The sequence below is a fragment of the Metapseudomonas cellulosilytica genome, assembly GCF_049334135.1.
In the GTDB taxonomy this organism is placed as follows: domain Bacteria; phylum Pseudomonadota; class Gammaproteobacteria; order Pseudomonadales; family Pseudomonadaceae; genus Metapseudomonas.
Genome location: NZ_JBHZGN010000006.1, coordinates 19,114 through 33,234, shown reverse-complemented (window position 1 = coordinate 33,234; position 14,121 = coordinate 19,114). Strand labels below are relative to the sequence as shown.

The window sequence follows — 14,121 nt, the reverse complement described above, 5'->3', positions numbered from 1 at the left end:
GCTCAGCACTCCTTGAGGCCGCTGGACTTGTGCAGCATCCAGTCGACGACGAAATTGACCCCGACCGTGAGCAGTGCCACCGCCAACGCCGGCAGCAAGGGGGTGATGTCGCCGAAGGTGATCAGCACCGCGTTGTCGCGAACCATGCTGCCCCAGTCGGCGGTGGGCGGCTGGATGCCCAGCCCGAGGAAAGACAACGCACTGATGAACAGGAAGACGAAGCAGAAGCGCAGGCCGAATTCGGCAATCAAGGGGGCCGCCGCGTTGGGCAGCACCTCCCGCGTCACCAGCCACCAGAGCCCTTCGCCACGCAGGCGCGCGGCCTCAACGAAGTCCTGCACCACCACTGTCATCGCCACCGCCCGCGCCAGGCGGAACACCCGCGTGGCGTCCAGCACCGCGATCACCAGCACCAGCGACGTCGCCGTGGTGCCCACCACGCTGAGGATCAGCAGGGCGAAGATCAGCTGCGGGATGGCCATCAGGATATCCACCAGGCGCGACAGGCCCTGGTCCACCCAGCCGCCACGAATGGCCGCCACCAGCCCGGCCAGGCCGCCGAGCAGGAAGGCCAGCAGCGTGGTCAGGAAGGCGATGCCGAGGGTGTTGCGCGCCCCGAAGATCAGGCGGCTGAACATGTCACGCCCGAGGTTGTCGGTGCCGAGGAGGAATTGCCCGCCCCAGGGCGCGAAGCCCTCCCCCACCACCTCGGTTTCCCCGTAGGGCGCAAGCTGCGGTGCGAACAGCGCCGCCAGCAGGTAGAGAAGGATCACGGCGAAGCCGAATTGCGCGCTCAGGGGCGCACGCAGCAGTGTCTTGAGAATGCTGGTCATGGCCTACCCCTTCGGATACATCAGGCGTGGGTTGCTGGCGATGGACAGCACGTCCGCCAACGTGTTGAGGAGGATGTAGGTACCCGCGAAGATCAGGCTGCAGGCCTGCACCACGGGAATGTCGCGCTTGGCCACCGAGTCCACCAGCAACTGGCCGAGGCCGGGATAGACGAAGACCACCTCCACCACCACCACGCCCACCACCAGGTAGGCCAGGTTAAGCGCCACCACGTTGACGATGGGCGCCAGGGCGTTGGGCAGGGCGTGGCGGAAGATGATCCGCGCCCGGCCGATGCCCTTGAGACGGGCCATCTCGATATAGGGGCTGGCCAGCAGGTTGATCAGCGCCGCGCGGGTCATGCGCATCATCTGCGCGATCACCACCAGGCTGAGGGTCGCTACCGGCAGGATCGAGGCCTGCAGCATGGTGCCCAGGGAAGCGTCGGGCGCCAGGTTGGAGATGCTCGGGAACCAGTTGAGCTTCACCGAGAACAGCAGGATCAGCAGGTAAGCGACGAAGAACTCCGGAAAGGACACCGCGCTGAGCGCCGAAGTGTTCAGCAGGCGATCGAACCAGGAATTGCGGTACAGCGCTGCCAGCATGCCCAGCAGCAGGGCCAGCGGCACCGATACCAGGGCGGCGAAGGCGGCGAGGAACAGGGTGTTGCCCAGGCGCGTGCCTACCAGCTCGGCGATGGGCCGCTGGTTGGCCAGGGAAACGCCGAGGTCGCCCTGGAGGAAATGCCAGATCCAGGCCAGGAAGCGGGTCAGCGGCGGCTGGTCCAACCCCAGCTGCGCGCGCAGCGCGGCCAGGGTGTCCGCCGTGGCGGACTGCCCGAGCAACGCCTGGGCCAGGTCCCCCGGCAGCAGGCCGACCGCGAGGAAGATGATCACCGACACCGCCAGCAGCGACAGCAGCCCGAGGGCCAATCGCTGGGACAGCAATTTGAGAATGCCATTCATGATCCCGGCTCCCCTCAGGCCTGCCACCAGCGCTCGATGATCCGCAGGCCATCCAGTTCGCCGTAGGGTGCCGTGGCTCCGCCATGGGTGACGCGGGTGGAGCGCGCCGCCACCGAGTTGGCGAAGAGCGGGATGATGCTGCCGCCCTCGTCCCGGCAGAGCTGCTGCATCTCGTTGTACATCTCGCGGCGCAGCGGCTCGTTGAGTTCACCGCGGGCGGCGTTGAGCAGTTGGTTGAAGCGCGGGTGGTCCCAGTGCGACTCGTTCCAGGCGGCGCCCTTGGCGTAGCCGATGCTGAACATGCGGTCGGCGGTCAGGCTGCTGTAGAAGAAGGAGGTGGTGAAGGGCTGCTTGTTCCAGACGTTGGCGAAGAAGCCATCCGCCGGCTCGCGCACCACCTCTATGTCGATGCCGGCGACGCGGGCCTGCTCCTTGAACAGCACCGAGGCGTCCACCGCACCGGCATAGGCGGCATCCGAGGCCTGCAGGCGTACCTTGAGGGATTCCACCCCGGCCTTGCGCAGATGGAAACGTGCCTGGTCCGGGTCGTACTTGCGCTGCGCCAGTTCGGTGTTGAGGAAGCGGCTGCCGGGCTGGATCGGGTGGTCGTTGCCGACCTGGCCATAGCCACGCAGAACGGTGTTGAGCAGCGCCTCGCGGTCGATGCCGTGCTTCATCGCCAGGCGGATATCGTTGTTGGCGAATTGCACGCTGTCGCAGAGCATCGGGAAGGTGTAGTGCTGCGCGCCCCTGGTTTCCTCGATCACGAGGCCCGGGTTGCGCTTGAGCAGGGCGACGGTCTTCAGGTCCACCTTGTTGATCACGTCCACCGCGCCGGTCATCAGCGCATTGACCCGCGCCGCGCCGTCACTGATGCCGATCAGTTCCGCTTCGGCGAAATGCGCGCGCCCCGCTTTCCAGTAACCAGGGTTGCGCTCCAGCGCCATGCGCACGCCGGGCTCGAAGGACTTGATGCGGTAGCCGCCGGTGCCGATGCCGGCGCGCCAGTCGGCCACGCCGTCCTTGTTGGGCATGATCGCCAGGTGATAGTCGGCCATCACGTAGGGGAAATCGGCATTGCCCGAGCGCAACTCGAAGACCACGACGTCCGCGCCCTTGGCCTTGACCGCTGCGACTTCCCCCAGTACCGCCTTGGCCGCCGAGGTGGACTTCTCCCCCAGGTGGTGCTGGATCGAGGCCACCACGTCGTCCACCGTCAGGCTCTTGCCGTTGTGGAACTGCACGCCCTGGCGCAGCTTGAAGGTCCAGACCCTGGCATCGGCGGACGACTCCCAGGACTCCGCCAGTTCCGGTATGGCCGAGCCGTCGACGTCGATCTCCACCAGCGTGTTGTAGACCGCCGAGAAGCCGATGAAGGGGAAGGTATCGGTCCAGGTGCCCGGGTCGAGGGAGTCGGAGGTGCTGCCACCGGCCAGCCCCAGGCGCAGGACACCGCCCGGCTTGGGCATCGCCTCCCCGGCCCAGGCGCTCGGCGACAGGCCCATGGAGAAGGCTGCGCCAGCGAGGCCGGCCATGGCGCCGAGCTTGAGGAAGTCACGGCGATCCAACTGGAAGCCGTGGATTGCCTGAGTGATCTTGTTCTTCTTGTCGCTCATTGCATTACCCCTGTTCTGGTCAGAGAAAGCCTTGGGTGGTAGGTGAGGTCTCGCGCCTTAATTGTTATCGCGATCGCAACATTAACAATTACCCCGAACGAACTCCAGTGGTGGCATTCGCGTTTTCACCCGGGCATTTACTATTTGTTATCCGATCAATAACCTTTCTCCGTCGCCCACTGCCCGCCGCGCCCGGAACCTGCCCCATGAGCCAGTCGACCCGCCTGATCACGGCGTCCTACATTCTCTCCTTCGTCGCCGCCAACGCTCCGCAGAAGCTGCGCACTGAAACCATCGCCAAATGGGTGAAGGTGCATCCCACGCGGGTGCGCAACCTGGTCTCGCAACTGGTCAAGGCGAACATCCTCAAGTCCCAGCGCGGTGCCGGCGGCGGCCTGACCCTGGCCCGGCCACCCCGGGAGATCACCCTGCGGGACGTCTACGACGCGGTGCAGGAAAGCTCCCTGATCGCCGAGAAGATCGACAACCCCTTCTCCGGCATGGAAGACCACTGCAAGGTCTTTGATGTCTTCACAAGGCTGTTCGCCCTGCTGGAAGAGAACGTCCGCCTGGACCTGGAGAAGATCACCGCCGACCAGTTGTTCGTCGCCTTCGACACGCCGCTCGAGGCCGAGGGCTGAAACCGCAGCTCAAGCCTCCCCTGTCGCAACCGGCTGCGGCCGCGCCAGTCCCTCGCGCACCAGGGCCGCCAGGCTCAGTCCGCACAAGGCGCAGAAGCCATAGAGCGCCCGCCCGCCGAAATGCTCCATCGCCGCCCCGGCCAGCAGCGGCCCGATGCAGGAGCCCAGGCCGAACCCCACCAGGAACAGCCCCGCCAGCGAAACGCGTTCGTGGCTCTCGACGCCGTCGTTGGCCAATGCCAGGGCCAACGGATAGAGCGAGAACTGCATCAGGCCGATGAGAAAGCCGCAGCCCAGCAGCAAGGGGGCGGTGACGGCGTCCACAGCAGAGGCAGGCAGGCGATGGCCAGCACGCCGCCGAACAGACGGATCAGCCGCGGGCGCGGCAAACGGTCCGAAAGCAGGCCCAGCGGGAACTGTGCGAGCAGGCCCGCCGCGAGACAGGACGCCATGAACAGGCCGACCATGCGCGCATCGAGTCCCTGCTGGCTGGCATAGACCGGCGCCAGGCCGTGAAAGGCGCCGGACAGCAGGCCGGTGACGACGATCGTCAGCAATGCTTGCGGCACCCGCCGCACGAAGCGCCATGGCGCCGGGTCTTGTCTGGGCGCCACGAGCTGGGGCAATGGGCGTCGGGTGAAGGCCACCGGCACCAGGCACAGGGCGAAGGCGATGGCCACCAGGTCGAGCAAGGCGCGACTGGCGCCCCCGCCAAGCCCCAGGCCCAGTTGGCCGCCAATCAGCCCGAGGAATGAGGCGGTCAGGTACCAGGCCAGTACCCTGCCCCGCGAAGACGGCTCGACCTGCTCGTTGATCCAGCTCTCCAGCACCATGTACAGGGTCATCAGGGCCAGCCCGACGACGAAGCGCAACAGCAGCCAGAACGGCAGCCAGGTGCTGAAGTCATGGCCGAGGGTGGCCGAGACCGCGATCGCGGATGCCAGCGAGTAGGCGCGCACATGGCCGATACGGGCGATCAGCCAGTAGCCAGTGAACGCGCCCAGCACCAGGCCGAGGGCGTTCACCGCCATCAGCGAGCCGATCAGGAAGTCGCCGGTGCCCAGCGCCAGGCTGCGCAGGGCCACCCAGGAGTTGAGCAGGCCCGCCGCCACCTGCAGCAGCAAGGTGGCGAGGTACAGCGCCATGAAGGCCCGGGGCTGGGTTGGCATCATCACGGCGCTTTCCCGTCAGACCTGGATCGCCTTGGTTTCGACGAACTCCGCCAGTCCCTCCTCGCCCCACTCGCGGCCGTTGCCCGACTGCTTGTAACCGCCGAAGGGCGCGCGGTAGTTGAAGGCCGCGCCATTGACGAAGCACTGCCCCGCCCGCAGCTGCCGCGCCAGCTCCAGGGAGCGCTGCGTCGTTGCGGTCCACACCGCGCTGGAGAGGCCGAAGGGCGAATCGTTGGCGATGGCCAGGGCATCGTCCTCATCGGCGTAGGGGATCAGGCAGAGCACCGGCCCGAAGATTTCCTCGCGGGCGATGCGCATCCGGTTATGCACATCGGCGTACAACGTCGGCCGCACATAGAAGCCGCGCTCCAGGCCCGCAGGCGTCTCGGCGCCGCCCGCCAGCAGCCTGGCCCCCTCCTCCGCGCCGATGCGGATGTAATCGCGCACGGTGCGCCGCTGCCCGGCCGAGCACATGGGGCCGAGGAAGGACTCGGGGTCCAGGGGGTCGCCGATGCGCAGCGCTTCGGTTTCCGCCCGCGCCAGCTCCAGCGCTTCGGCATAGCGGCTGGCCGGCAGCAGCATGCGGGTCAGCGCCGTGCAGGTCTGCCCGGAGTTGATCATCACGTCCTGTACGCCGTAGCGCACCGCGGCGGCCAGGTCGGCGTCGGCGCCGATGATCAGCGGCGACTTGCCGCCCAGTTCCAGGCACACCCGCTTGACCGTCGGCGCCGCCGCCTCGGCGACCCGCACGCCGGCTCCGGTGGAGCCGGTGAAGGAAACCATGTCGACATCCGGATGCCGCGCCAGCGCTTCACCGACCTTGGAGCCCGGCCCGCTGACCAGGTTGAATACCCCGGCGGGCAGGCCGATGGCTGCGATCATCTCGGCCAGCAGGAAAGCGTGCAGCGGGGTTTCCTGGCTCGGCTTGACCACCACTGTGCAGCCGGCCGCCAGGGCCGGCGCCAGCTTGCCGATCAGCTGATGCAGCGGGTAGTTCCAGGGGTTGATGAAGGCGCAGACGCCCACCGGCTCGCGCACCACCAGGGAGTTGCCGACCTCGCGCACCTCGTCCATGTGCGCGGCCAGGTCGGCGTAGCTTTCCAGCCCCTCGATGGGCCCCTCGACCTGGATGGCCTGGCACCACTGCACCGGCATGCCGAGTTCGGTGGTGATGAGCGCGGCCATCTCCCCGGCACGGGCCTTCAGTTGCCCGGCCAGGGCGCGGATGTAGCCGGCACGCACGCTGGAGGGTGTGCGCGACCAGCTGGCGAAGGCCCTCCGCGCGGCGCCCACGGCGCGCTCGACGTCCGCCTCGGCGCCCAGCGGCACACGGCCGGCGACTTCTTCGGTGGCCGGGTTGATCACCTCGGCCAGCCCGCTGCCCTGGGGCGCGACCCAGGCGCCGTCGATGAACAGATGGCGGTATTCACGCATAGCGTTTCACCTCCACCAGCTCGGCGGCGCAACGGGCGATACGCCGGCAGGCGTCCTGCAATGGCGCGCTGCCCAGCACCAGGCCGAGGCGAATATGCCCGGCGGCGCTGGGGCCGAAGGCTTCGCCGGCCAGCACCGAGACACCATGGCGGTCCAGCAGGCGGTCGGCGAAGTCCTGGGCGGACAGCCCGGTTTCGCGGATATCCACCATCACGAACATGCCGCCGTCCGGTTTCAGCGCCCGCAGGCCAGGACAGCCGGCCAGCTCCGCGCACACCAGGTCACGGCGCTGGCGGTAGGCCTCGCGCATCGCTTCCAGTTCCGGCAGGCGCGCTTCCAGGGCGACGCAGGCGGCGTCCTGGACGAAGTCCGGCGAGCCGTAGAGCATGCACAGGGCGAGGTTTTCCAGGTGCCCGGCCAACTCCGCTGAACCCACGACCCAACCCACGCGCCAACCGGTCATGGCGTGGGATTTGGACAGGCTGTTGATGGTGGCGGTGCGCTCGGCCATGCCCGGCAGGCTGGCCGGGCTGATGTGTTCGCCCTCGAACAACAGTTCGCTGTAGACCTCGTCGGAAATCATCCACAGGTCGTGGGCGATGCAGAGTTCCGCCAGGGCCTCCCAGGTGGCGCGCGGCAGGCTGGCGCCGGAGGGGTTGTGCGGGCTGTTCAAGGCCAGGGCGCGGGTACGCGGGGTGATGGCGGCGGCCACGTCCTCGGCCTGGATGCGGAAACCGTTCTCCGAACGCACGGGCACCGGGATGACCTTGGCGCCACAGGCGCCGAACACGGCTTCGTAGGTGACGTACATGGGCTCGGCCACTATCACCTCGTCGCCCGGATTGAGCAGGCACTGCACCACGCAGAACAGCGCGCACTGGGCGCCGGCCAGCACCGTCACCTGGTCGGCGCCGACCTGCTGGCCGCTGCGCTGGTTGTGCCAGGCGGCGATGCGCTGGCGCAGGGCGAACTTGCCGCGCACGTCGGAGTAGTGGGTATTGCCATTGAGCAGACTGTCGATGGCTGCCTGGATGATCGGCTGCGGGGTGTCGAAATCTGGGTCGCCGACCGACAGCAGCAGGATGTCGTCGCCCCGCGCCTGACGCTCCAGGGCGCGGTAGTGGATGTTCCAGGCCGCCGCGCCGTCGCCGGCGATGCGTTGGGTGAGATCGGAAAAGCGCATGGGGAACTCCTCGCCCGGCGCGAAGCCTGCGCGGGGCATGTTTCATCGATGTAGGGTGGAAACCGCGAAGCGATTTCCACCAACGGCGTCACTTGCCGCGGGGCAGGGTCAACGCGCGCAAGCGTGTTTCAGCTCGACCAGGGTGACGCCGGGGTGACCGAAGCCGGCGCGCAGGTCGCGCTCCAGTTCATCGAGGCTCTGCGGCTGCTTCACCGTGCAGCCGAAGGCGCGGGCCAGGCCGGCGAAATCCGGGTTGCGCGGCAGCACGCCGACCGGCTCGATATCCAGGGCGAGCATGTCGTCGCGGATCTGGCCCAGGGCGTCGTTGTTCCACAGCAGCACCACCAGCGGGCTGTCCAGCTCCTCGGTCGCGGTGGCCAGTTCCTGGGCCGTGTAGAGGAAGCCGCCATCGCCCACCAGCACCAGGCCGGGACGCTCCGGCGCGCCGAATTTGGCGCCGATGCCGGCGGGCAGGCCGTAGCCGAGGGTGCCGTAGCCGGTGGGGTGCAGCCAGCTGCGCGGCGCCCGGCTGGCAAAGGCGTAGTTGCCGGTGTAGGCCAGCTGGGTCATGTCGGTGCTGATGAAGGCATCGGCCGGCAGTGCGGCGGCGATGCGATCGAGGATCGCCTGGTGGATGCCCTGCAGCGGCGCGTGGCCATTGCGAATGGCATCACGCAGCAGCGCCACGCGGGCGGCAGCCGCGTCCGCCGCCCTGCCCTGCTGAGGCAGGCGAGCCAGCAGCGCGTCCAGGGTTTGCCGGGCATCGCCTTTCAAGGCCAGGGCGCAGGGGTAGAAGTCGTTGAACTTGCGCGGGTCGATATCAATGCGGATCAGCTCGCCGGACAGCGGCAGGCGCTCGCGCCAGAAATCCGTGTCGGCCATCTCGGTGCCTACGGCAAGCACCAGATCGGCCTCGGCGATCATCTCCCAGCCCGGCGCCACGCAGAGGCTGGCGCCAGCGTTCAGCGGAGCCTCAGGCGGCAGCAGACCCTTGCCGGCGACGCTGGTGAACACCGGTGCGGCAAGGCGCTCGCTCAGGGCCTGCACGGCTGCGGCGGCTTCCAGCGCACCGCCACCGGCGATGATCATCGGCCGCTTGGCCGCGGCCAGCTTGTCCGCCGCGGCTTTGAGGGCATCGCTATCCGGCAGGCCGCGGCCGGGGCGGCGCACCACATCGAGGGTCCAGTCCCGCGCCACCGGGGCCGCCAGCACATCCAGCGGCACCGAGATATGCACAGGGCGCGGCCGCTCACCGTCGAACACGGCAAAGGCGCGGGCCACCAGTTCGGGCAGGTCCTCGGGGGTCAGGGCCACCGCGGAGAAGGCGGTGATGGGCGCGGTGATGGCCCGCTGGTCCTGGGTCTCGTGCAGGCAGCCCCAGCCTTTGCCGAGGCTCGCGGTGTGGTTGACGCTGGAGATCACCAGCATCGGGATGGAGTCGGCATAGGCCTGGCCGATGGGCGTGGCGGCATTGGTCACGCCCGGGCCGGTGATGATGAAGCAGACGCCCGGCTTGCCGGACACCCGCGCATAGCCGTCGGCCATGAAGCCGGCGCCCTGCTCGTGGCGGGTCAGCACATGGCGGATGCCGCTGCCGGGCAGGCCCCGGTACAGCTCCAGGGTGTGCACGCCGGGAATGCCGAACACGGTGTCGACGCCGTAGTTGGCCAGCAGGCGGACCAGGGCCTGGCCCCCGGTCAAGGTGTTCTGGTCTTGCATGAGGTTTCTCCTCTGAAGATTCAGCTCCCTCTCCCTTCAGGGAGAGGGCTGGGGAGAGGGTGCAACGGCAAAGAGCCCCTCTCCCCCTGCCCCTCTCCCGCAGCGGGAGAGGGGAGTTCATGTGCCACGCCCGGGTTAATTCGCACTACCCAGGCGGATCAGTGCGTCCACGGCAACGGCGCCTTCGGCGTTGACCAGCAGCGGATTCACGTCCAGCTCCAGCAACTGGTCGGCGTGCTCGCAGGCGTAGTCGGCCACTGCGCGAATCGCATCCACCAGCGCCTCCATCGCCACCGCTGGGCGACCACGGAAGCCGCTGAGCAGCGGCGCGCTGCGCAGGCTCAGCAAGGCCTCGCGGATCGCCGCATCGGTGGTCGGCAGCAGCAGGCTGCGGCTGTCCCGGAGCAGCTCGACGAGGATGCCGCCGGCGCCGATCACCAGGGCCAGGCCAAAGCCTTCCTCGCGCTTGATGCCGACAATCAGTTCGGCCAGCGGCGGGCTGGCCATGCGTTCCAGCAGCACCTGGTCGAAGGCCAGCTGCGGCGCGTGGCGGGCGAGGCTTTCGCGCATGTCGAGCAGCGCCGCTTCGAGCGCCGCCTCGTTGCGCAGGTTGAGGGCCACGCCACCGGCTTCGGTCTTGTGCGGCAGCTCGGCGCTGACCGCCTTGAGCACCAGCGGGAAGCCGAGGTCGGCGGCCGCTTCGCGGGCCTGGCCGGGCGTGCTCAGCACGGCCTTGGGCAGGGGTACACCGAAGGGCTTCAGCGCCTGCTTGGATTGCCACTCATCGAGCAGCCGGCCCTGGCCTTCCAGGGGCTGCGGGCAGATCGGCACCAGCGCCGCTTCGCCGCGGGCCAGCAACGCATCGCGGCGCTGGCGGTAGTGGGCAATGCGTCCCCAGGCGGCAAGGCCGTCCTCCACCCCCTGCAGCGCGGCGACGCCCTGGGCGTGCAGCTGTTCGCGGGCATGGGCCGGCAGCAGCTCGGGGAAGGCCGAGGCGATGAATCCCTCCTTGCCGTGACGCTTGAGCGCGGCGCAGTACAGCTCCAGCAGCAGGTCGCACTGCGGCCGCTCGCCGGTTTCCTCGCCGGGGTAGTCGAGCACCAGCAGGGCGGCATCGGCCGGGGTGCGCAGGGCGCTGTCGAGCATCTTCTCCAGGGCCGGGCCGTCGCCCCAGATGGCGGTGGTGAAGTCCAGCGGGTTGGCGATATTGGCGTAGTCGGGCAGCACCAGAGCCAGCTCGTCGCGCTGGGCGCCGTCCAGTTTGGGCAAGGTCAGGCCATTGCGTTCGGCATAGTCGGCGATCAGCCCTGCATCGCCGCCGGAGCAGGCCAGCGCGGCGAGGCTCGGGCCGGCCGGCAGGTTGCCGCAGGCGGCGGCCTTGAGGGTCTCGACGAAGCTCACCGGGCCGCTTACGCGGATCACCCCGAGGCGCTCGAAGAGGCTGTCATAGAGGGCATCGGAGCCGGCCAGGGAGCTGGTGTGGCTGAGCGCCAGTTCGGCGCCGATGGCCGAGACGCCGGTCTTCAGGGCAATCACCGGCACACCTTTCTGCAGTGCCTTGTAGGCGGCGCGGGCAAAGCCCGGCACGTTCTTCAGCCCTTCCAGGTGCAGGCCGATGGCGGTGACCCGCGGTTCGTCCAGCAGCACGTCCATCAGTTCGGCCACACCCAGCTGGGCCTGGTTGCCCACCGAGGCCATGTAGGCCACCGGCAGGGAACGGTCGCTCATGGACAGGTTGTAGGCGAAGTTGCCGCTCTGGGTCAGCACCGCCACGCCCTTGTCCACCAGGTGCCCACCGTGGGCCACCGGCCACAGGGCGGCGCCGTGCAGGTAGTCGAGCAGGCCGTAGCAGTTGGGCCCGAGCAGCGCCATTTCGCCGGCAGCGGCGAGCAGTTGGCGCTGCAGGGCCTGGCCTTCTTCACCGGTTTCGGCGAAGCCCGAGGCGTAGCAGATGGCGCCGCCGGAAGCCTTGGCCGCCAGCTCGGCGACCACGCTCAGGGTCAGCTCGCGGTTGGTGGCGATGAACACGGCGTCCGGGCCGCACGGCAGGTCGGTGACGCTGGCGACGCAGGGCACGCCTTCCAGTTCCGCGTGTTGCGGGTTGACCAGCCACATCTGCCCGGTGAAACCGCCTTCGGCGCAGCGCTTGAGGGCGCGCGCCATGCTGCGCCCGCCGATGAAGGCGAGGTGTTTCGGCGCCAGCAGGCGCTTGAGGTTTTCACGATTCATGTCGGATCTCGGCATTGAGGTTGTTTCCCTCACCCCCAGCCCCCGCTCCGCGCCCCGGCCCGATCGCTTCGCGATCGGTCGCTCATCGGCACCGGAAGCTGCGCTTCCGAAAACGTGCCTCTTCGCCCCGGAGGGAGAGGGGAGCTGAAGCGTCAGCGCAGCAGCGGCCGCAGCAGTTCGCGGGAAATGATGTGGCGCTGGATTTCCGAGGTGCCTTCCCAGATCCGCTCGATCCGCGCGTTACGCCAGATGCGCTCCACCGGGCCTTCGTCCATCAGGCCCATGCCACCGAAGATCTGCACCGTCTCGTCGGCCACCTTGCCCAGCACTTCGCTGGCGAACAGCTTGGCCATGCCGGCCTCGCCATCGGTCATGGTGCCCTGGTCCATCTTCCAGGCGGTGTGCAGGGTCATCAGCTCGGCGGCGCGGATCTGCGTGGCCATGTCGGCGAGCTTGAAGGAGATGCCCTGGTAGCTGCCGATGGGCTGGCCGAACTGCTTGCGGTCGGCCGCCCACTGCAGCGACAGGTCGAGGGCGCGCTGGGCCTGGCCGACGCAGTTGGCGGCGACCATCACGCGGCCGGCAGTGAGCCAGGCGTTGGCCACTTCCCAGCCCTTGTCCACTTCGCCGAGGACCTTGGAGGCCGGCACGCGGCAGTCGTCGAAGAAGATCTCGTAGGTGTGGTAGCCCTTGTTGCTGACGCACCTGGGTCCACGGCGCACGGTCATGCCGGGGGTGCCCTTGTCCACCAGGAATGCGGTCACCGCATTGCGCTTCTTGCCGTTGTGCTCATAGGTGTCGGTGACGGCGAAGACGATGGCGAAGTCGGCATGGCCGGCGTGGCTGATGAAGTGCTTGGCGCCGTTCAGCACGAAGTCGTCGCCATCGCGCACGGCGCGGGTCTTGATCGAGTTGGCGTCGGAGCCGGCGCCCGGCTCGGTGAGGGCGAAGCAGTCGATCTTCTCGCCCTGCACGCTGGGCAGCAGGTACTGCTGGATCTGCTCGCCCTTGCAGGCCATGAGGATCTTCGAGGGCCGCGCGACGAATACGTGCAGCGCCCAGGACACCCTGGACAGCTCGCGCTCGATCAGCGCCTGGGACAGGTAGTCGAGGCCGCCGCCGCCTACTTCCTCGGGCATGTTGAAGGCGTAGAAACCGGCGGCGATGGCCTTGCCGCGAATCTGTGCGGCGAGTTCCGGGGACACGGCATCGGCGCGGTCCACTTCTTCCTCGTACGGCAGCAGTTCCTTCTCGACGAAGCTCTTCACCGCCTCGACGAGCATTTCCTGTTCCTGGGTCAGTTTGAAATCCATGGCTTCACCTACCCGCTCTCAGCGGCCTTTGAATTGGGGGGAACGTTTTTCGGCAACGGCGCGTAGGGCCTCGGCGGCATCTTCGCTGCGGCCACAGAGCAGGCCGGCGGCCTGTTCGGCTTCCAGCTGTTGGGCCAGGCTGCGGGATGCGCCATCGCGGATCAGCGCCTTGGTCTGGGCGAAGGCGAAGGTGGGGCCGGCGGCCAGGCGCGCGGCCAGTTGGCCGGCAACCTCCTGCAGTTGGTCGTCGGCGCAGATTTCGCCCACCAGGCCGACAGCCAGGGCGCGTTCGGCACCCCAGAGTTCGTCGAGGAACAGCAGGCGCTTGGCCTGCTCGGCACCGATCAGGCGCGGCAGGTGCCAGCTGGCGCCGGCGTCCGGCGAGTAGGCCATGCCGGTGTAACCGGCCTTGAAGCGCGCCGAGGCGGCGGCGATGCGGAAATCGCAGCACAGCGCCAGGTCCATCCCCGCGCCGACGGCAGTGCCGTTGACGGCGGCGATGGTGGGCTTGGCCAGGCCGTGCAGGCGGGTCATCAGGGCGTGGGCGGTCTCGGTCCAGCCGTAGGTTTCCAGCTCGCCGCGGGCTTCGGCCTCGGCCCATTCGGCGAGGTCCGCGCCGGCGCAGAAGCTGCGGCCCTCCCCGCTCAGCACCACCACGCGCACGGCCGGATCGGCCTCATGGGCGTCCAGCAGTTCGAGCAGGGCTTTCAGGGTGGGGATATCCAGCGCGTTGCGCTGCTGGGGGCGGTTCAGGGTGATCCGGGCGATACCGGCGTCGACCTGGCTGAGCAGTGTGGTCATGGAGCCCTCGTCTTGTTGTCTTTGATGATGAGGAAGTTGAAGCGATCCTAAACGACTGTTCAACAAGACGGCAATCCTGCCCGAATGGGGTATGTAACGGATCAACTTAGTTATTAACTATCTGTTTTAAAGGGGTTTTTTATTAAAATCGGGCAGACCGTCGCTGGCGTTGTTACATCTTTGAACAACTCGGAAACGGGGAGATCCAGCGGGCTCC

Annotated in this window: 12 protein-coding genes; 1 reads left to right on the top strand and 11 read right to left on the bottom strand. The window is 68.1% G+C overall.

All coding sequences use genetic code 11. The features are described 5' to 3' along the window. Window positions 1-2: 2 nt before the first annotated feature. Genes ACFW0H_RS09295 through ACFW0H_RS09285 form a run of 3 tightly spaced genes read right to left on the bottom strand, consistent with a single transcriptional unit; the run spans window position 3 to window position 3,412 of the window. Window positions 3-833 (bottom strand): ABC transporter permease, encoded by an 831-nt coding sequence (locus ACFW0H_RS09295; RefSeq protein WP_422913611.1) that lies wholly within the window; start codon window positions 831-833, stop codon window positions 3-5. Between the two features lie 3 nt (window positions 834-836). After that, window positions 837-1,796: an ABC transporter permease gene (locus ACFW0H_RS09290; RefSeq protein ID WP_422913610.1), complete on the bottom strand. Its 960-nt coding sequence runs from the start codon at window positions 1,794-1,796 to the stop codon at window positions 837-839. 14 nt (window positions 1,797-1,810) lie between these two features. Then, window positions 1,811-3,412, bottom strand: coding sequence for an ABC transporter substrate-binding protein (locus ACFW0H_RS09285; protein WP_422913609.1), 1,602 nt, complete (start codon window positions 3,410-3,412; stop codon window positions 1,811-1,813). A gap of 206 nt (window positions 3,413-3,618) precedes the next feature. Between ACFW0H_RS09285 and ACFW0H_RS09280 the strand changes: the two genes are divergently transcribed. Beyond that, on the top strand, window positions 3,619-4,053 hold the full coding sequence (locus ACFW0H_RS09280) for an RrF2 family transcriptional regulator (protein WP_422913608.1): 435 nt from the start codon (window positions 3,619-3,621) through the stop codon (window positions 4,051-4,053). 9 nt (window positions 4,054-4,062) lie between these two features. On the opposite strand, the gene ACFW0H_RS09275 is transcribed toward ACFW0H_RS09280, so the two are convergent. The 8 genes from ACFW0H_RS09275 to ACFW0H_RS09240 all read right to left on the bottom strand — a co-directional run bounded on the left by ACFW0H_RS09275 (window position 4,063) and on the right by ACFW0H_RS09240 (window position 13,904). Continuing rightward, the gene (locus ACFW0H_RS09275) at window positions 4,063-4,377 is read right to left on the bottom strand and encodes an MFS transporter (protein ID WP_422913607.1); all 315 of its coding nucleotides are present in this window, start codon (window positions 4,375-4,377) and stop codon (window positions 4,063-4,065) included. Continuing rightward, complete coding sequence (locus ACFW0H_RS09270; protein WP_422913868.1) at window positions 4,323-5,225, bottom strand: MFS transporter; 903 nt, start codon at window positions 5,223-5,225, stop codon at window positions 4,323-4,325. The genes ACFW0H_RS09275 and ACFW0H_RS09270 overlap by 55 nt, the downstream gene beginning before the upstream one ends. A gap of 15 nt (window positions 5,226-5,240) precedes the next feature. Next, window positions 5,241-6,659 carry an aldehyde dehydrogenase family protein gene (locus ACFW0H_RS09265; RefSeq protein ID WP_422913606.1) on the bottom strand — a complete coding sequence of 473 codons (1,419 nt, stop codon included), beginning with the start codon at window positions 6,657-6,659 and terminating at the stop codon, window positions 5,241-5,243. Next, complete coding sequence (locus ACFW0H_RS09260; protein ID WP_422913605.1) at window positions 6,652-7,842, bottom strand: pyridoxal phosphate-dependent aminotransferase; 1,191 nt, start codon at window positions 7,840-7,842, stop codon at window positions 6,652-6,654. The genes ACFW0H_RS09265 and ACFW0H_RS09260 overlap by 8 nt, the downstream gene beginning before the upstream one ends. 108 nt (window positions 7,843-7,950) lie before the next feature. Continuing rightward, complete coding sequence (locus ACFW0H_RS09255) at window positions 7,951-9,561, bottom strand: 5-guanidino-2-oxopentanoate decarboxylase (protein ID WP_422913604.1); 1,611 nt, start codon at window positions 9,559-9,561, stop codon at window positions 7,951-7,953. 135 nt (window positions 9,562-9,696) lie between these two features. Beyond that, window positions 9,697-11,790, bottom strand: a complete 2,094-nt coding sequence (locus ACFW0H_RS09250; protein ID WP_422913603.1) for an acetate--CoA ligase family protein — start codon at window positions 11,788-11,790, stop codon at window positions 9,697-9,699. Window positions 11,791-11,942: 152 nt separating this feature from the next. After that, window positions 11,943-13,103, bottom strand: coding sequence for an acyl-CoA dehydrogenase family protein (locus ACFW0H_RS09245; protein WP_422913602.1), 1,161 nt, complete (start codon window positions 13,101-13,103; stop codon window positions 11,943-11,945). Window positions 13,104-13,121: 18 nt separating this feature from the next. After that, entirely contained in the window at window positions 13,122-13,904 is a 783-nt protein-coding gene (locus ACFW0H_RS09240) for an enoyl-CoA hydratase/isomerase family protein (protein ID WP_422913601.1), read from the bottom strand. Window positions 13,905-14,121 lie beyond the last annotated feature (217 nt).

Coding starts and splice junctions, on each gene's coding strand:
- ACFW0H_RS09245 (WP_422913602.1), bottom strand. CDS start 13,103: ATGGATTTCAAACTGACCCAGGAACAGGAAATGCTCGTCGAGGCGGTG.
- ACFW0H_RS09250 (WP_422913603.1), bottom strand. CDS start 11,790: ATGAATCGTGAAAACCTCAAGCGCCTGCTGGCGCCGAAACACCTCGCC.
- ACFW0H_RS09280 (WP_422913608.1), top strand. CDS start 3,619: ATGAGCCAGTCGACCCGCCTGATCACGGCGTCCTACATTCTCTCCTTC.
- ACFW0H_RS09260 (WP_422913605.1), bottom strand. CDS start 7,842: ATGCGCTTTTCCGATCTCACCCAACGCATCGCCGGCGACGGCGCGGCG.
- ACFW0H_RS09240 (WP_422913601.1), bottom strand. CDS start 13,904: ATGACCACACTGCTCAGCCAGGTCGACGCCGGTATCGCCCGGATCACC.
- ACFW0H_RS09270 (WP_422913868.1), bottom strand. CDS start 5,225: ATGATGCCAACCCAGCCCCGGGCCTTCATGGCGCTGTACCTCGCCACC.
- ACFW0H_RS09295 (WP_422913611.1), bottom strand. CDS start 833: ATGACCAGCATTCTCAAGACACTGCTGCGTGCGCCCCTGAGCGCGCAA.
- ACFW0H_RS09265 (WP_422913606.1), bottom strand. CDS start 6,659: ATGCGTGAATACCGCCATCTGTTCATCGACGGCGCCTGGGTCGCGCCC.
- ACFW0H_RS09255 (WP_422913604.1), bottom strand. CDS start 9,561: ATGCAAGACCAGAACACCTTGACCGGGGGCCAGGCCCTGGTCCGCCTG.
- ACFW0H_RS09285 (WP_422913609.1), bottom strand. CDS start 3,412: ATGAGCGACAAGAAGAACAAGATCACTCAGGCAATCCACGGCTTCCAG.
- ACFW0H_RS09290 (WP_422913610.1), bottom strand. CDS start 1,796: ATGAATGGCATTCTCAAATTGCTGTCCCAGCGATTGGCCCTCGGGCTG.